The organism is Maribacter litoralis (assembly GCF_003075045.1).
In the GTDB taxonomy this organism is placed as follows: Bacteria; Bacteroidota; Bacteroidia; order Flavobacteriales; family Flavobacteriaceae; genus Maribacter; species Maribacter litoralis.
In genome coordinates, this window is the sequence record NZ_QCZD01000002.1 from 934466 (window position 1) to 952591 (window position 18126).

Genomic DNA, 18126 nt, shown 5'->3' on the forward strand with positions numbered 1-18126 from the left:
TAGTTCGTAAACATCTTTGCTTTTTATTAAGTTTTTACCACCTACAGTTCATTATATTTGCAGCTAGAATTAGAAAGTTTGAAATTTACATTACATACTACCGATACACAATCGAAAGCAAGGGCAGGAACCGTTGTTACCGATCATGGTGCCATTGAAACCCCAATTTTTATGCCCGTTGGTACGGTTGCATCTGTAAAAGGAGTGCATCAAAAAGAATTAAAGGAAGAGATAAACCCCGATATAATTTTAGGTAACACCTATCATTTATTTCTTCGCCCTAAAACAGAAATTTTAAAAAAAGCCGGCGGATTACATAAATTTATGGGCTGGGATAGAAATATTCTTACCGATAGTGGTGGTTATCAGGTATATTCTTTATCTGGGAATAGAAAGATAAAAGAGGAAGGAGTAAAATTTAAATCGCATATAGATGGATCTATGCATTTATTTACACCTGAAAATGTAATGGAAATTCAGCGAGTGATAGGTGCCGATATTATCATGGCTTTTGATGAGTGTACACCATACCCTTGTGAGTATAATTACGCTAAGCGCTCTATGCACATGACGCATAGATGGTTAGATAGATGTATTAATCATTTGGAAAAAACACCATATGAGTACGACTATGAACAAACATTTTTTCCTATTGTTCAAGGATCCACTTATAAAGACCTAAGAAGACAATCTGCCGAATACATAGCCAATGCGGGTGCCGAAGGTAATGCAATTGGCGGTCTGTCGGTTGGTGAGCCAGCTGAGGAAATGTATGGTATGACCGAGGTGGTATGTGAAATTTTACCAGAGGATAAGCCACGGTATTTAATGGGTGTTGGTACGCCTATTAACATATTAGAGAATATAGCGTTGGGCATAGATATGTTCGACTGTGTAATGCCGACTAGAAATGCTAGAAACGGAATGTTGTTTACGGCACACGGTACCATTAACATTAAGAACAAAAAGTGGGAAGACGATTTCTCACCTATTGACGAAATGGGAACAACTTTTGTAGACCATGAATATTCTAAGGCGTATTTAAGACATTTGTTTGCCGCCAATGAATATTTGGGCAAACAAATTGCAACAATTCATAACTTAGGCTTTTATATGTGGTTGGTGCGCGAAGCGCGTAAACATATTATAGCAGGTGATTTTAGAACCTGGAAGGATGTGATGGTTAAACAAATGGATAAAAGGCTATAATGCTATCAATAATAGATAAATACATTCTTAAGCGGTATTTGGCAACTTTTTCGTTGATGCTCTTATTGTTTATTCCCATAGGTATTATGGTGAATTTGGCAGAGCAGATCGGTAAAATGATCGATAACGAAGCGCCATTGGACGAAATTGTAATGTATTATGTAAACTTTACTATTTACATCGGTAATCTATTATTTCCTATATTTTTATTTCTTTCAGTTATTTTCTTTACTTCAAAATTGGCCAACAACACAGAGATTGTTGCAATTTTAAGTTCCGGGGTGTCTTACGGTAGGTTTTTACGACCTTATATTATAGGGGCTTCAATGATTGCTGTACTCATGTTCTTTATGACCATGTTCATTGTGCCCAATGCCAGTGTAGGTTTCAATGAATTTAAATATAAATACTTAAAGAAGGGAAAACAGGATAGGGTTACCAATAACATATTTAATCAACTAAACGAGACCGATTTTATCTACGTGAGTAGTTTTGATCCTGCTAGGCAGTTAGGACATAATTTTACCTTTGAGCGCTTTAAGGAAAATAATGAACTCGATTTTAAGATTTCTGCTGCCAATATACGTTGGGTAGATAAAGACTCTAGCTACCGTTTAACATCATATAGAAAAAGAACGGTTATTGGTGATACCGCTATTATAGAAAGCAAAAGAAGGTTGGATACTATTTTTGCGTTTGACATAGGTGATTTAACACCAGTTTCTTATGTAGCCGAGACCAAGAACCTTTTTGAGTTGGATACCTTTATAAAAGATCAAAGGAGAAAAGGAGCTTCTAATATTAATACCTATGTACTTGTAAAATATAAAAGATGGGCTTTACCATTAACAGCTTTTATCTTGACGATTATTGCGGTATCAGTTTCTTCAGTGAAAAGGCGTGGTGGTATGGGAGCTAATTTGGCATTCGGTATTTTAATTGCCTTCGTATTTATCTTTTTTGATAAGGTGTTCGGTACCCTTGCAGAACAATCTGGTTTTTCTCCGTTGTTGGCTGTTATTATACCCAACGTAGTATTTGGATGTTTGGCTTTTTATCTACTTCAAAATGCAAAAAGATAGACTACTTAATCTACTGCATTTACACTTTATTGTTTTTATTTGGGGCTTTACGGCTATTTTAGGAAAGTTGATCACCATAGATTCACTTCCATTGGTGTGGATAAGAATGGGGCTGGCTACTCTTTTTATTATGGTTTATATAATCATTGCAAAATTTAGCCTAAAAATTTCAAGAAAAGCGTTTTGGTGGTTGCTTGGTGGTGGTATTGTTGTTGCAATGCATTGGGTAACATTCTTTTTGGCGATTAAAGTGTCTACGGTATCCGTTGCTTTGGCTATGATGTCAACAGGTGCATTTTTTACCGCTTTGATGGAGCCATTTTTGTATAAACGAAAAATTATAGGCTATGAAATCTTTTTCGGCTTATTGGTGGTTATTGGGCTGTATTTAATTTTTAAAGTCGAAACCCAGTACGTATATGGCATGACTATAGCTTTAATATCTGCATTTTTAGCTGCGGTTTTTTCTTTGATCAATGGTAAGCTGGTAAAGACCCATAGACCATCTATAATATCTTTTTATGAATTGGGAATTGGTGTTTTATTCTTAACGGCAATTCTTATGGTTAAAGGCGATTGGAGTATGAGCTTAATCATTTTATCAACTTCAGATTGGGTCTATTTATCCATATTGGCTCTGGTATGTACTGCGTATGCTTTCATTGCCTCTGTAAAAGTGATGAAAATATTAACGCCCTATACGGTTATGCTTACTACAAATTTAGAGCCAGTGTATGGTATTCTGTTAGCATGGTTTATATTTGGCTCAGAAGAAAAAATGAAACCTATGTTTTATGTGGGAGCCTTAATTATACTCAGTACGGTCATTGCGAACGGTATTTTGAAACAAAGAGCAAATATTAAAAAAAGGGTACCCAAGATTTAGGTATTAAAGTTTTATCTTTGAGCCGCAACTAAAGAAACTTTATTGAAATATGGAATATTTGGATTTTGAACTTCCTATTAAAGAATTGGAAGAGCAATTGGACAAGTGCATGGTAATTGGTGAAGAAAGTGATGTAGATGTTACTGAGACCTGTAAGCAAATAGAAAAAAAACTTTCTGATACTAGAAAGGAGATATATAAGAATTTAACTGCTTGGCAGCGTGTACAGTTGTCAAGACATCCAAATAGACCTTATACGCTAGATTATATTAAAGCTATTTGTGGTGATACGTTCTTAGAGCTACACGGGGATCGTACCGTAAAAGACGATAAGGCCATGATCGGTGGTTTGGGTAAAATTGGCGATCAGAGTTATATGTTCGTTGGTCAGCAAAAAGGGTACAATACCAAAACACGTCAATATAGAAATTTTGGTATGGCCAACCCAGAAGGGTATAGAAAAGCACTACGTTTAATGAAATCTGCAGAAAAGTTTCAGGTACCAGTAGTTTGTTTTGTGGACACTCCTGGTGCATATCCTGGTATTGAAGCGGAAGAAAGAGGTCAAGGTGAGGCTATTGCAAGAAATATTCTTGAAATGACGCGCTTAAAAGTACCTGTAATTGTAGTTATAATTGGTGAAGGTGCTTCAGGTGGAGCTTTAGGTATAGGTGTTGGTGATAAGGTACTAATGTTAGAAAATACATGGTATTCTGTAATTTCACCAGAATCTTGTTCTTCTATTTTATGGAGAAGCTGGGAGTATAAGGAAAGAGCTGCTGAAGCTTTGAAATTGACCGCGACCGATATGAAGAGGTTGAAACTTATCGATGAAATTGTTCGTGAACCTGCAGGTGGTGCACATGCCAACAGAGAAAAAACTTTTGAGACGGTAAAAAATAAAATTTCTTCTCATTTTGAAGAATTACAAAAGTTATCACCAAAAGAATTGGTAAATCAGCGTATGGATAAATATGCCCAAATGGGTGTTTTTAACGGCTAATCTGCATTTTAGGCTTCTAAAAAATATACCGAGGATTTTATTCCTCGGTTTTTTTATGTTATCAACAGAAAATTGTAATTTATTAACAGTCAATTGTTAGTCAACTGTGAACATCGAAATCAATGTTTTTCACGTTAACTAAAGGTTAATTGTATACTTTCGCATTATGGAGAACACTAAACCTTTTGTGGGTCGAAAGATCGACAAATCTACTATTATAAACCTTGAGAAAGGAAAAATCCCACCGCAAGCAGTTGATTTAGAGGAGGTTGTATTGGGTGCTATGATGATAGATAAAAAGGGTGTCGATGAAGTGATCGATATTTTACACCCCGATGTTTTCTACAAAGATGCTCATAGATTTATTTATGAAGCTATCTTTATTCTCTTTGAAGAATCGCAACCTGTAGATTTATTAACCGTTTCTTCTCAACTTAAGAAAGCTGGTAAACTAGAGGTTTGTGGGGGTGATTTTTATTTGATTAAACTCACCCAAAAAGTAGCTTCTTCTGCACATATTGAGTTTCACGCCCGTATCATACTTCAAAAGTATATTCAACGTAGTCTGATCAAAATTTCAGGAGAAATTATAGAGGAGGCCTATGATGAGGCAATCGATGTTTTTGATTTGTTAGATACTGCCGAAGCAAAACTTTATGATGTTACCCAAGGGAACCTTAAACGTTCTGCTGAAACTGCTCAAGATTTGGTTATACAGGCCAAAAAACGAATTGAGGAGATTGCGGGTAAAGAGGGTATGAGTGGTATTCCTTCTGGGTTTGATAAGTTAGATAAACTTACATCGGGCTGGCAACCAAGTGATTTAATTATTGTGGCGGCACGTCCTGGTATGGGTAAAACAGCATTTACCTTATCCATGGCGAGAAATATGGCCGTGAATACAAATACGCCCGTGGCTTTCTTTTCCCTGGAAATGTCATCGGTACAGCTTATAACCAGATTGATTTCTTCTGAAACGGGATTGTCTTCAGAAAAGTTAAGAACTGGTAAATTAGAAAAACATGAGTGGGAACAGTTGAACGTAAAGGTGAAATCTTTAGAGAAAGCACCATTGTTCATTGATGATACACCTTCATTATCCATTTTTGATTTACGTGCAAAGGCAAGGCGACTTGCTTCTCAACATGGTATAAAAATGATCATGATCGATTACTTGCAGTTAATGACGGCTGGTGGTAGTCAAAAAGGAGGAAACAGGGAACAGGAGATTTCTACTATTTCTAGAAACTTAAAAGCTTTGGCAAAAGAATTGAACGTGCCTGTAATCGCTTTATCTCAGCTATCACGTGCCGTAGAAACTCGTGGGGGCAGTAAAAGACCGATTCTTTCGGATTTGAGGGAATCTGGTGCTATTGAGCAAGATGCCGATATTGTATCGTTCATATATAGACCTGAGTATTATAAGATTGAAGAGTGGGATGATGAAGAGCGTACACCAACGCAAGGTCAGGGTGAATTTATTGTAGCTAAACACCGTAATGGTGGACTCGAAAATATTAGATTGAAGTTTATCGGTAATCAAGGTAAATTCGATAACCTTGATGATTTTGACTCTCCGTTTGAATTTCAATCAAAAATGAATGCGAACGAAGAGAATCCTTTTGCAACTAAAAACTTGCCAAGTGCAGATGATGCCTTTGGTAGTAGTATGAACAATAGTCCAGATTTTGAAGAGGACAATGATGTGCCATTCTAATAGTTGGTGAATCATAAAACAAAAAAGTCTTCGTTTAGAAGACTTTTTTGTTTTTATAACAATTCGTTTTGCTAATTCAGCGTTATCTTAACTGTCAAGGGTTTAACAAGTTCTTGATTATTCTACCTTATAATTTGCTCTATCTTTGAGTGAATGAAATATAATATATGTCTAAAATTATAACCTCAGTCTTTTTTCTTTTTCTCTCAATGCAAATGTTTGCATCATCAATTTTAATACCGATGGATGCCGACACCCAAAAGAATCATTTAAAAGCATACGGTATTACCTATTGGGTATTGGCAAAGCAACAAAAGGTACAATGGTTGCTAAATTACCGAGGGGGCTCATTTTTATTGCCCGATGGGGAAAGCATTAGAAAAGAATGCCAAATTAGGGGCGTAAGTTTTGAAATAATTTCTGATGGACAAGCAAACGCTATTTTAGATGAAATCAGTAGTCCTTCTAAAAATCAAGATGCGGTAATACTAGAAAAGGCTCCAAGAATTGCTGTATACTCGCCAAAAGATAAACAACCTTGGGACGATGCGGTAACAATGGCACTGACCTATGCCGAAATACCATACACCACAATTTATGATGAAGAGGTGTTGGGCGATAAGTTGGCATTGTACGATTGGCTTCATTTACATCACGAAGATTTTACAGGTCAATATGGTAAATTTTATGGAGCGTATAGGGCAACTCCTTGGTACATAGAAGGAAAGAAAAATGCGGAAAAATTAGCTAAAAAATTAGGGTATGATAAGGTTTCTGAAGAGAAAAGAGCCGTTGCGTTAAAGATTAGAAACTATGTAATTGGTGGTGGCTTTATGTTCGCCATGTGTTCGGCAACGGATAGTTTTGATATTGCCTTGGCTGCAGATGGTGTTGATATTGTTGAGCCAATGTTCGATGGTGATGCATCAGACCCTAACTACCAAGCTAATTTGGATTTTGGAAAGACCTTTGCCTTTACAGATTTTATTTTGGAACGTAGCCCGCTTAAATATGAATTTTCTTCTATTGATATGACAAGCAAAAGAGGTAATGTACCAAAAGAATCTGATTATTTTTCTTTAATGGATTTTTCAGCGAAATGGGATCCAGTACCTACAATGCTTTGCCAAAATCATACATCTTTAGTAAAAGGTTTTATGGGGCAAACTACTGCTTTTACCCGTTCTGAAATTAAGCCAACGGTATTAGTATTGGGCGAGAACAAAATAAATGAAGAGGCAAGATATATTCACGGTATAAAAGGGAAAGGTTTTTTTACTTTTTATGGAGGCCATGATCCAGAAGATTACCAACATAGGGTAGGGGACCCTAAAACGGAGTTAGAGCTGCACCCTACTTCACCAGGTTATCGTTTAATACTAAACAACGTGCTGTTTCCGGCAGCTCGAAAAAAGAAACAGAAAACCTAATTGTAATTTTAATAGTAATAGAAAAAAATAAAAAACCGTTATCAAAACGACTGTTTTGATAACGGTTTTTTTATAACAGTATTTAGGACTACTAGAATACTCCTATAAAGTGACTTCCTGTAGCATTTACTAGTTCAGCACCTTTAGTAACTGCACCAGTTTCTGTATCTACAACATAAATGTTTCCGTTTTGCCCAACAGCACCTTGAGTAAGGTAGATTTCAGTACCTTCAACAACAAATCCTTGATATTGGAATAAGTAGAAATCTGGATCGTAAGGGATATCTTCGATCTTTACTGCAGTTTGAGCATTCAAATCAACAAGGGCAAAGAAACCTTGAGCTCCTGCAAGACCAATTTCTGATCCATTATGACGGTAAGCTAAAACAGCTTTGCCATTTGCAGCTGGTCTCCAGGCAAGAACATATGCGCCTTCTACACCTAAAGCATCATCTAAATTAAAATCGTACGTGTCATCATATTCATTATCGGCATCAATTTTTAAGATATGTGATCCTTCTGGGTCATTTTGGTTTGCTTGGTAAACACTACCATTATATTCAAAAGCATTAATACTTCGGTAACCATTTGTATCACCATGACCTACTGTAGAAGTAATAACCGTTGGGTTCATTAGAGATGGATAGTCCAAAATTATAGTTTTAGAACCTAATTTGTCATAATCACTATCACTTTCTGCTGTAGCAGGATCTACTTTGCTTAAACGAGCTCCAATATATATTTTATCTCCGGCTGCGTTCAAAGTTGGCATGTCAATTCTAGAAATATAATAACCTTCAGCTTCTTCTTCAGCAGATAAGGGTACGCTGTGCTCTTGGAATTCAATTATAGAAGAATTTACCAAGTCTAAAGTTACAACGCCAATTGTAGCTTCGGTACGCGTGTAGTTGTCGTTTTCGTCAAATTCATTTTCATTAGAAACGTAAACCGCTGCACCAGTTTGGTCCCCATCAAAAAGTTTTATCCATCTTGGGGCCGTACCTACATATGGAGCAATACTAACCTCTGAACCAGATGGTGTAAAGGTTTGTCCGCCTTCAACTGTGTACTTGGTGTAGTTTCCACCGGTATCACCTGCATAGCTAATATTAAAAATTGTATTTCCATCTTCTGAAGATTGTAATCTGGCCGTTCTGTTAGAAGGTGCTATAAACCCGTTTTCAAATGGGTCAATAGAAACTGTAGGGTCTTTTGCATCTTCACTTGTTACGGCATAAATTAAGGTACCTCCGTTACCATCGCCTGGTTCATCTCCCATTTTGGCACCTGCAACGGTAATCCATCTTGACTCTTCTTCAACCGGTTCTTCGGTGTCTGGTTCTTCTGTATCGGGATCTGTTGGTACAACGGTATCGTCATCACTGCTACATGCGGTCATTAGACCGGCTGTTAAAATAACGGCAGCAAATGTTTTAAGATTTAGAATTGTTCTTTTCATTTTCGGTATTGATTAAAAGATTAAAATTTATTAATTGCGTAATTTAATTTTAGGTAGAAAGCTCTTCCTGGTTTTTGTACGGATAGGTTATCGTAAACCGGTTCGTCAAAAATGTTTTTAATATCAAAACTCAGCACAAATTTATTATTGGGAAAAGCATAGCTTAAACCAATATCTTGAGCTAATTGTCGTGGTACCTCAAAAAATTCATTGCCTACGGTATTGCTACCTTGTGCCGTTAAGAATGAAAATTCATCAGTGAAATACACATTATAGAAGGCATTAAGTCTAGACTTCTTTTGTATCATGTTTCTAAACGAATAACGTAAACCACCGTTCATTGTAAAGAAAGGAGTGTTGGGAACATCGATTTCTATGCCTTGATTTTCTATTTTAAGGTCGAACTTTGATATATTGAAATTCAGACCAAAATTGTTATTGTAGGAGTAATTTAATTGAGCATCAAACCCTTTTGATGTTCCGCTACCTTGGTTTACATAAACGATTAGTTCATCATCTATATTTAATGATGTTTCTATAGGTAAACCTATTCTATCTTTAATGTTTCTCGTAAAAACATTGGTAGAAATGGTGAAGGCATGTTTTTTAATATTAAAATTGCCAAACCGAAATCCTAAATTATAGTTATTACTACTTTCGGGATCAATACTGGAATTCGCCACTACATTATCTCCATCATCCCCGAATACTTCAGTCTCGTTAGGTAGGCGTATTGCTTTTTCTGCAGAAGTCAATAGGGTAACGTTCGGAACAAATTCATAGGATGCAGCAAAGCCATAACCATTGTAATTTTTATTACTGCTAATGATTTCATCTACAATTACATCGTTTCCGTTTTCATCGGTTTCTATTGCGGGGTCTACACTTGTTGTTTTTTGTTGATAGTGTTTTCCAAATAAACTGGTCTTCAACTTATCATCAAAAGCAGAAACTTCATAAGTAAGAGAGTAAATGTTTTTCTTCAAATCCCTCGTTCCTACAAATGTGTTTTCCAATACAGACCTAAGGGCATCACTATCTTCTCTGTCTATACCACTATATACATGGTTTGCTGATATTTTATGATGATTGTTAATAGCATATGAAACGCCTGTTCTAATAGAAGCTACATTTCTTTTGATTTTAGCCAAAGTAGGTCCGCCTTCTTGTTGTGAGCGCCATGTATATTGATATTCATCACCTCTAAAATCTATAGCACGTTCACCTGTCCAACTATAGGCCCAAGAGACCGTATCGTTTACCGCACGGTTTCTTTTTCCATATAAACCGTTTACGTTTACATCAAGCCCTTTAGTGAATAAATCTTTCTTTTGGTACGTTAAGCTACCAAGTAAAGCGTCAGATTCTAAAAATCTATCTTTATAAGGTGTTATGGTCATAAATGCACCATGTTGCACTTCTTTGTAGTCGTCCGATCCCGTAATACCAACAAAGAATTGATCTGCCCATTTCACATCTGTATATCCTATTTCGGCTTTTCCTCCGGTTGATCTGTAAGCATCATTGAACCTTCTAGCGGTAATGGGTGTTTGTACACCTCCAAGTCCGGTTACAACAACACTACGACCAGATACCTTATAGTCATTATCTGAATAATTATGGAACAGCGAAGCTTTAACTGTAAGGCCTGTTTTTTCAAAGCGATATAAGCCGTTTACACTTGCCTGTAAGGTGTTGAATGATCCGTAAGATACCGATGCATTGAAATTTGTTTTTGCATCATTATGCAATACTATATTAATGGCTCCGCCCAATGCATCATCTGCCAAATGTCCGGGAACCACTCCTTTATAAACTTCTATATTCTTAATCATAGAAGGCGGGATGCTGTTAAGATTGAAGGAGTTACCGTAAGTGGAGATAGGTATACCATCAATAAATATACGAACAGAGTTGCCCGACAAGCCATTTAAACTATAAGTTACCTCAGAACCCAAACCTCCGTTTTGACGAATTTTTACACCAACGGTGGTGTTCAGTAATTCGTTTGTCTGTATATTTCTTAAGCTGGCCTCTTCTGTTTTTATGGCACTTACGGCAAATCCTTTGGTTTCGATCTGTGTTTCTTTAGACTTTCCGTTAACGTTGACTTCATCTAAATTTTCAACATTTTCCTTTAATATGTAGTTGAGCTTAATATTGCTGCTATTTTCAATAATTTCAATGGCTTTAGACTGTGTAGTGTAACCAATAAAAGAGACTATAACATTGTATTTGCCCAGAGGTATTTTTTCGATAGTGAATTGACCATTATCATCTGTAAGTACACCTAATTTTAGACCTTCTATAAAAACACTTGCAAACGGTAATGGTTTGCCAGAATTGTCTTTAACAGTACCTGAAACTGAACTTGAAATTTCCTGAGATTGAGCACAAAGAAACAGTGAAAGAAATATGACAGTAAAGAAGTTTTTCATTTGGTGTAAAAAAGGTAACTATCTTTATTAAGATTTAGTCTAAATAAATTAGTTTTGCAAAACTAAAGAAGGATCTAAGAGGGTAGTACCGAGAAAGGAATTTAAACATACGCAAAAGGAAGTATTGATTTCCGTGAGAACAAGTATATGAAAGAGGAGTTGTTAAGGAAAGAAATAAGGGTAAAAGAACTGTTTAGAAATAGTTTTTTAGATAACTCCGTACAGTTCAATGAAGTAGAGGTTACTACAAAAGATAATAGTTCTTTTGTTAGAGGGGCAGATTTCTCAAATACAGAGTTGTTGCAAGAATTTAATTCTGAAATTTGTGTTTCTAGCGATAAACATTTAATAAAATTGCATTTCTCATTAGAAGGCACCTATTGTTATCAACCGCTTAGACATATAAAATACCTGGTTCAAATACCAGAGAATCATTGCAACATGTTTTATTACCCAATAACTGAAGGTAGAGATATATTTTATAAGGGTAACGCGAAATCATTTGAAATATATGTAAAACCCAAATTACTGAAGAATCTGTTAGGCAATGAATTTGAAGAGTCTTTTGAGAAACTGAAGAATGCCATTCAAAACTCCAATTCATTTGTATTGTGGGATAAGAGTAAATTTATTCCCCCTAATATTCGTAGTAAAATAAATGAAATTATTCAATGTCCTTATAATGGGGAAATAAGGAAAAAGTATTTAGAAAGTAAATTGACCGTCTTGTTGATCGATTTTCTTATGGGTAGACAAACTTCTAAGGTCTCAAAAAACAATGTGAAACTATTGAATACTGACTATCTTGCTTTGGTTAGGGTAGAGGATCATATCAGAAAAAATTTAAAGGAACCCCTTAAAATAATTGATTTAGCAGATTTAGCAGGGTTTAATTCTACTAAGTTAAAAAGAGATTTTAAAAAATTGTATGGGGTAACTATATTCAAATATATAACCGCACTAAGAATGGAAGTGGCCAAAAGTTTAATTACCCAAGATGGGGCTACTATTGCTCATGCCGCATATGAAGTTGGTTATGCAAATCCGCAACATTTCACTACTGCTTTTAAAAGAACAATGGGGTATGTGCCAAGTGAATTAAAACCTGCGGTACAATAGTACTTTTGCTACTTTCGGAAAGCAGAATTGATTGGTATTATTTAATAAGGAGCTTAAGTATGTGTTCTACGCCATTGTCATCATTGCTCAATGTAGTGTATTTCGCAGCTTTCTTTACATTTGGGTGCGCGTTCTCCATGGCAAACCCATAATCTGACAATGCCAACATTTCTAAGTCATTATTGTAATCTCCAAATACCATTACCTGGTCAGATTTTAGATTATAGCTTTCCATCAGTTTGGTCAATGCATAACCTTTATGTGCATTTATATTGGAAATGTCCAACCAATTTTCTCCGGACACTTTTACCTTTAAATCTCCCTCATAATGTTTTACATAGGGGTATATATGCTGTTCGGAACTTTCAAAATGATAAATGGCAATTTTTATGACTTCAGAATTGAATGCACTTAAGTCATCAATGATTTTAAACTCGGTATAATACTCCGCTAGTTTGCTTACGAACTCCTCTGATTTTCCTGTCAAGTACGCCTCATGTTTACCGCACAAAACGGGGTGAATGTTAGGTATTGTATTTAAAGTTTTTAGAATATCTTGAACATGGTGGTCCTCTAAAGGAGTAACTAAAAGTTCTGTTTTTTGCTTCTTTGCAAAACCGCCGTTTTCAGCAATTACAACTATATCGTTCTTTATTGGTGCAAGTTTGTCAATAATACTATTATATTGTCTGCCACTTGCAGCTACGAAAGTAATGCCTTGAGAATTTAATTGTTTAAAGAGGTCAAAGAACTGGTCACTGACTTTGTGATTAGAGTTAAGAAGTGTTCCATCCATGTCAGAAACAACCATTTTAATCTTTGATAAATCCATATATTTCTAAATTTGAGACAAAGATATTTGAATGCGGCTTAACGTAGTTATTATTGCTCAAAGTTTTACCTTTATTTAATAAATTATAGTGTATGAAGTTATTTCAGAATGAATTTACTTTACCTGCGTATAAACGAGGTTTTCATATTATTACAGATAAAGTACTATCTAAAATACCGGAAATAAATAAAGTTGATAATGGATTTCTTCAGGTCTTTATAAAACATACGTCTGCTAGTTTAACAATAAACGAGAATGCAGATTCTACGGTTCGTGATGATTTTGAGTCTCATATTAATAAAATGGTGCCGGAGAATGCGCCATATTATAAGCATAATTACGAGGGCTCAGATGATATGCCTGCACATATAAAAGCATCTTTAATGGGAGCTTCAGTTCAAGTACCTGTAACGAACGGAAAATTGAATATGGGGATATGGCAAGGTATTTACTTATGCGAACATAGAAATTATGCTTCTGGTAGAAGCATAGTACTTACGTTGTGGGGAAATTGAATTTTTAAAAATTATTTAAAAGAATGATAGTATGACAACAGAAGAATCTATTTTGAATAAAATTCAAATATTGATTACGAACCATTTTGAAACTCCTGAAATGGCATTCAACTTTTTTGATGAAGATAATGATCAGAAACTGACAAAATCTGAAATCGTAAAATTATTGAAACAAGCTGAAATTAGTGGTTTTATACGGGGTATTGTTTCTTCAAAGCTTATAGAAGGTTATGACAAAAATGGAGATGAGCTTATAGATTGGCTAGAGTTTAAATCGGCAATAGCTAAAATTAAAAAATCCGACTCATAAGAATCGGATTTTTCAAAAAGTGAGATTGTTATTAATTTATTTTACCTGATCTACAACTGCCTTAAAGGCGTCTGGGTGGTTCATTGCTAAATCAGCTAGAACTTTTCTGTTAAGTTCTATGTTGTTAGCTTTTACTTTTCCCATAAATTGAGAGTAGGACATTCCGTGTTGTCTGGCACCTGCATTAATACGGGTAATCCATAATGAACGAAAAGTTCTTTTCTTGTTTCTACGGTCTCTATAAGCATATAACATTGCTTTTTCAACCGCGTTTTTGGCTACTGTCCAAACGTTTTTACGTCTTCCAAAGTAACCTTTGGCTTGCTTCATCACCTTTTTTCTTCTGGCTCTGGAAGCTACTGCATTTACTGATCTTGGCATTTTTTCTAATTTTTTTTGTAGTAGGCGCCCTGTTTATTTTAAGGAACTTTTATTGCCTAACTCCATGGTTAATAATTTTACCTTTTAAAGAACTGAAATTACTTTAAACGTAATTGTTCTTTAATACTGTTAACATCTGCTTGATGAACTAAACCATCATGAGTTAACTTAAGCTTACGCTTTTTAGATTTTTTAGTCAAAATATGACTCTTAAAAGCGTGCTTTCTTTTAATTTTACCGGTACCTGTAAGCTTAAAACGCTTTTTAGCACTCGATTTTGTTTTTTGTTTAGGCATTTTCTCCTAGTTTATATATTAATCTCACTTTGCATGCTAAACGCTGCCTACAAAAGCAAGCAGCGTTCAGTATTTTAAATACTTCGGTCGTTGAACGATGCCGAAGTGTTATGTTATTTTCCTTTAGATTTCGGCGCAATGAACATTGTCATTCGCTTTCCTTCTAATTTAGGCATCTGCTCTACTTTTCCTAATTCTTCTAATTCAGATGCTAATCTCAATAATAAAATCTCCCCTTGGTCTTTATAGACAATTGATCGTCCTTTAAAGAAAACATACGCTTTTAATTTAGCTCCTTCTTTCAGGAACTTTTCAGCATGCTTCTTTTTAAATTCATAATCGTGGTCGTCAGTGTTGGGACCAAATCTTATTTCTTTTACGACAACCTTTGAAGCTTTGGCTTTCATGGCCTTATCTCTCTTCTTCTGCTCGTATAAAAACTTTTTATACTCCATTATCTTACAAACAGGAGGGTCTGCCTTTGGAGAAATTTCAACCAAATCCAAACCTAATTCTTCTGCTTTTTCAAGAGCCTGAGGAAAAGGATATACACCTACTTCAACATTGTCACCTACTAACCTAACTTTAGGGGCAGTAATCTTCTCATTAATATTATGAGGATTCTTATTTTCCCTTCTAGGTTGCGGTCTAAATCTTTTACGTATTGCTATGACTAATTCTTTTTAATTAAACTTTTATTTAAAACGTCTTTAAGGTACTATTTATTTCTGTGTTTACCAAGTCTGTAAATGTCGCAATGCTTATTGCTCCTAAATCTTCACCTCCATGTCTTCGAACAGATATAGTGTTGTCTGCCTCATCGTTTTCTCCTACGATTAGCATAAAAGGTATCTTGGCCATTTCTGCTTCACGTATTTTTTTGCCTACAGTCTCATTTCTACTGTCTACAAGGGCGCGAATTTCGTTATTTTCTAGGGATTTTAAAACTTTTTCGGCATATTTTTCATGTTTTTCGCTTACAGGTAAAATAATAGCTTGTTCAGGTGTTAGCCATAGTGGAAAATTACCTCCTGTATGTTCCAATAATAAAGCTATAAAACGCTCCATGCTACCAAAGGGTGCACGGTGTATCATTACCGGTCTATGTAGTTCATTATCACTGCCTTTATAACTTAAGTCGAATCTTTCTGGTAGGTTGTAATCTACTTGTATCGTACCTAGCTGCCATTGTCTTCCAAGGGCGTCTTTTACCATAAAATCCAATTTCGGACCATAGAAAGCAGCTTCACCTGGTTCTACGATAAAGTTCAGTCCTTTTTCTTTTGCGGCATTAATAATGGCTTGCTCTGCTTTTTCCCAATTTTCTACAGAACCAATATACTTTTCGGGGTTGTCAAGGTCGCGTACCGAAACCTGTGCTGTAAAATTTTCAAAACCTAAAGAACCTAATACATATAATGATAGGTCAATTACATTTTTAAACTCCTCGTCTAATTGATCTGGTGTGCAAAAAATATGTGCATCATCTTGCGTAAAGCCACGTACTCTTGTTAAACCATGTAATTCGCCACTTTGCTCGTATCTATATACAGTACCAAATTCAGCAAATCTTTTTGGAAGTTCTTTATAGCTATAAGGTTTAGTGTTGTAGATTTCACAGTGATGAGGGCAGTTCATTGGTTTCAATAGAAATTCCTCGCCTTCTTTCGGTGTGTGTATAGGTTGAAAGCTGTCTTCGCCATATTTTTCATAATGTCCAGAAGTTACGTATAATTCTTTCTGTCCAATATGTGGTGTAACCACCATTTCGTAACCGGCTTTCTTTTGTGCTTTCTTTAAAAAGTTCTCAAGTCGCTCTCGTAAAGCGGCACCTTTTGGTAACCATAGAGGTAATCCTTGACCAACTTTTTGTGAAAAGGTAAATAATTCCAATTCCTTACCTAATTTTCTGTGGTCTCGTTTTTTTGCCTCTTCTAAAAGTGCTAAATATTCAGTTAGCTCTTTCTGTTTAGGAAAAGAAATACCATATATACGGGTAAGTTGTGGGTTGTTTTCGTTGCCTCTCCAATATGCACCTGCTACACTTAGAATTTTAATTGCTTTTACAATACCTGTGTTAGGTATGTGACCACCTCTACATAAATCTGTAAATGTATCGTGATCACAAAATGTTATAGTACCATCTTCAAGATTTTCAATTAATTCAACCTTGTACTCATTGTCTTGTTCTTTATAAAATGATAGAGCATCAGTTTTTGATACCGCTCTCATTTTATAATCATGCTTTCCCCGAGCTATTTCTAATGCTTTCTTTTCTATTGTGGCGAAGTCTTTTTCCGATATGGAGCCATTGGGTAAATCAACATCATAATAGAATCCATTTTCAATTGCAGGTCCTATAGTTAACTTAACTCCAGGGTATAACTCTTCTATGGCCTGTGCTACAATATGTGAAGTGGAATGCCAAAAAGCTGTCTTCCCTTCCTTGTCTTTCCATGTGAATAGGGTTAAGGTGCCGTCCGTTTCTAATGGGGTAGTGGTTTCAACAATGGTTTCGTTGAATTTTGCAGAAATAACGTTACGTGCTAATCCTTCACTTATGCTTTTTGCAACTTCCATTGGAGTAGTTGCCTTTTCAAATTCCTTGACCGATCCGTCGGGAAGTGTAATTTTAATCATTTCTCATACATATTATAGGGTGTCAAAGATAATATGAACTATCCATGTCCGCAATAGAATAGTGTTATGTTTTGAAGTGTCTATATGAAGATATGGTGTAATGTTATATGGTTTGATTCGTTTTGCGGTAATTTGGTCTTGGTTTTAAGTGTGATAATTTTTAAAATTTGGTGTTTATGTATTGATTTTTTTTATTAAATTTAATACCGCTTTTTTTATTTTAAAGTTAAATAGCTGTAAATAAATATGTTGAGATTTTATATGGAAAGTCTTTCGATTTTTTATGTAAAAAGTCTTGTGTAATGGAAAATAGGTTGTAGATTTGCACCCCGCAAACGAGGAAGATGCGAGTCGGAGTCGTTAGGGAAATAGGTTCATATATATGTTGTTTTGGTTTGGCGAAAAAAAAAAGATATTTTTTTCGATAAAAGTTGCCAGGTTAAAAAACAGTTGTATATTTGCAGCCGCTTAGGGAAACACCTAAGGGAAACGAAGCGAAAATGTCGTAAGATCTTTGGGGCGGAGTGGATAGAAGTTCATTGAAATATTGTGGAGATTTAAGAATCGAGTTCAGGTGAGGACCTGGGCGAGAGGAACACGAATTAAGAAACATACGAATATAGTATATCGCGAGGTATATATAAGGAATTGAATCGAGAGTCGGGGCCGGGAAAGATTTTGTTTTCGTTGGGACGAATATTTACAAAACAACGATGAAGAGTTTGATCCTGGCTCAGGATGAACGCTAGCGGCAGGCCTAACACATGCAAGTCGAGGGGTAACATTTGTGCTTGCACAAGATGACGACC

The 18126-nt window shown here is 35.6% G+C and carries 16 protein-coding genes and 1 rRNA gene; 10 read left to right on the forward strand and 7 right to left on the reverse strand.

What is annotated here, in order from left to right; translation table 11 throughout:
* Window positions 1-78 precede the first annotated feature (78 nt).
* From tgt to DCS95_RS11465, 6 genes are all read left to right on the forward strand, one after another.
* Window positions 79-1209, forward strand: a complete 1131-nt coding sequence (gene tgt / locus DCS95_RS11440; RefSeq protein WP_116770955.1) for a tRNA guanosine(34) transglycosylase Tgt — start codon at window positions 79-81, stop codon at window positions 1207-1209.
* Window positions 1209-2291, forward strand: coding sequence for an LptF/LptG family permease (locus DCS95_RS11445; protein ID WP_116770892.1), 1083 nt, complete (start codon window positions 1209-1211; stop codon window positions 2289-2291). The genes tgt and DCS95_RS11445 overlap by 1 nt, the downstream gene beginning before the upstream one ends.
* A complete protein-coding gene (locus DCS95_RS11450; RefSeq protein ID WP_116770893.1) occupies window positions 2278-3177 on the forward strand; it encodes a DMT family transporter in 900 nt (299 codons plus the stop codon). The genes DCS95_RS11445 and DCS95_RS11450 overlap by 14 nt, the downstream gene beginning before the upstream one ends.
* A gap of 49 nt (window positions 3178-3226) precedes the next feature.
* The gene (locus DCS95_RS11455) at window positions 3227-4180 is read left to right on the forward strand and encodes an acetyl-CoA carboxylase carboxyltransferase subunit alpha (RefSeq protein WP_116770894.1); all 954 of its coding nucleotides are present in this window, start codon (window positions 3227-3229) and stop codon (window positions 4178-4180) included.
* A gap of 166 nt (window positions 4181-4346) precedes the next feature.
* On the forward strand, window positions 4347-5897 hold the full coding sequence (gene dnaB, locus DCS95_RS11460; protein WP_116770895.1) for a replicative DNA helicase: 1551 nt from the start codon (window positions 4347-4349) through the stop codon (window positions 5895-5897).
* Window positions 5898-6064: 167 nt separating this feature from the next.
* The gene (locus DCS95_RS11465; RefSeq protein WP_116770896.1) at window positions 6065-7327 is read left to right on the forward strand and encodes an asparagine synthetase B; all 1263 of its coding nucleotides are present in this window, start codon (window positions 6065-6067) and stop codon (window positions 7325-7327) included.
* A gap of 91 nt (window positions 7328-7418) precedes the next feature.
* Here DCS95_RS11465 and DCS95_RS11470 read toward each other — a convergent pair whose 3' ends face one another.
* Window positions 7419-8786, reverse strand: coding sequence for a hypothetical protein (locus tag DCS95_RS11470; protein ID WP_116770897.1), 1368 nt, complete (start codon window positions 8784-8786; stop codon window positions 7419-7421).
* Window positions 8787-8806: 20 nt separating this feature from the next.
* Complete coding sequence (locus DCS95_RS11475; RefSeq protein WP_116770898.1) at window positions 8807-11224, reverse strand: TonB-dependent receptor; 2418 nt, start codon at window positions 11222-11224, stop codon at window positions 8807-8809.
* Window positions 11225-11371: 147 nt separating this feature from the next.
* Here DCS95_RS11475 and DCS95_RS11480 point away from each other — a divergent pair, with 147 nt between their 5' ends.
* Window positions 11372-12343 carry a helix-turn-helix domain-containing protein gene (locus DCS95_RS11480; RefSeq protein WP_116770899.1) on the forward strand — a complete coding sequence of 324 codons (972 nt, stop codon included), beginning with the start codon at window positions 11372-11374 and terminating at the stop codon, window positions 12341-12343.
* 37 nt (window positions 12344-12380) lie between these two features.
* On the opposite strand, the gene DCS95_RS11485 is transcribed toward DCS95_RS11480, so the two are convergent.
* Window positions 12381-13175, reverse strand: coding sequence for an HAD family hydrolase (locus DCS95_RS11485; protein WP_116770900.1), 795 nt, complete (start codon window positions 13173-13175; stop codon window positions 12381-12383).
* Between the two features lie 92 nt (window positions 13176-13267).
* Here DCS95_RS11485 and DCS95_RS11490 point away from each other — a divergent pair, with 92 nt between their 5' ends.
* Complete coding sequence (locus DCS95_RS11490) at window positions 13268-13690, forward strand: secondary thiamine-phosphate synthase enzyme YjbQ (RefSeq protein ID WP_116770901.1); 423 nt, start codon at window positions 13268-13270, stop codon at window positions 13688-13690.
* Between the two features lie 31 nt (window positions 13691-13721).
* Window positions 13722-14000 carry an EF-hand domain-containing protein gene (locus tag DCS95_RS11495; RefSeq protein ID WP_116770902.1) on the forward strand — a complete coding sequence of 93 codons (279 nt, stop codon included), beginning with the start codon at window positions 13722-13724 and terminating at the stop codon, window positions 13998-14000.
* A 36-nt stretch (window positions 14001-14036) separates the two neighbouring features.
* On the opposite strand, the gene rplT is transcribed toward DCS95_RS11495, so the two are convergent.
* The 4 genes from rplT to thrS form a co-directional block, all read right to left on the reverse strand.
* Complete coding sequence (rplT, locus tag DCS95_RS11500) at window positions 14037-14381, reverse strand: 50S ribosomal protein L20 (RefSeq protein WP_027064529.1); 345 nt, start codon at window positions 14379-14381, stop codon at window positions 14037-14039.
* Window positions 14382-14479: 98 nt separating this feature from the next.
* On the reverse strand, window positions 14480-14677 hold the full coding sequence (gene rpmI, locus DCS95_RS11505) for a 50S ribosomal protein L35 (RefSeq protein WP_027064530.1): 198 nt from the start codon (window positions 14675-14677) through the stop codon (window positions 14480-14482).
* A gap of 113 nt (window positions 14678-14790) precedes the next feature.
* Window positions 14791-15348 carry a translation initiation factor IF-3 gene (gene infC / locus DCS95_RS11510; RefSeq protein ID WP_116770903.1) on the reverse strand — a complete coding sequence of 186 codons (558 nt, stop codon included), beginning with the start codon at window positions 15346-15348 and terminating at the stop codon, window positions 14791-14793.
* 28 nt (window positions 15349-15376) lie between these two features.
* On the reverse strand, window positions 15377-17317 hold the full coding sequence (thrS, locus tag DCS95_RS11515) for a threonine--tRNA ligase (protein ID WP_116770904.1): 1941 nt from the start codon (window positions 17315-17317) through the stop codon (window positions 15377-15379).
* A gap of 710 nt (window positions 17318-18027) precedes the next feature.
* Here thrS and DCS95_RS11520 point away from each other — a divergent pair.
* Window positions 18028-18126: ribosomal RNA gene (locus tag DCS95_RS11520) — 16S ribosomal RNA — on the forward strand; the annotation flags it as partial.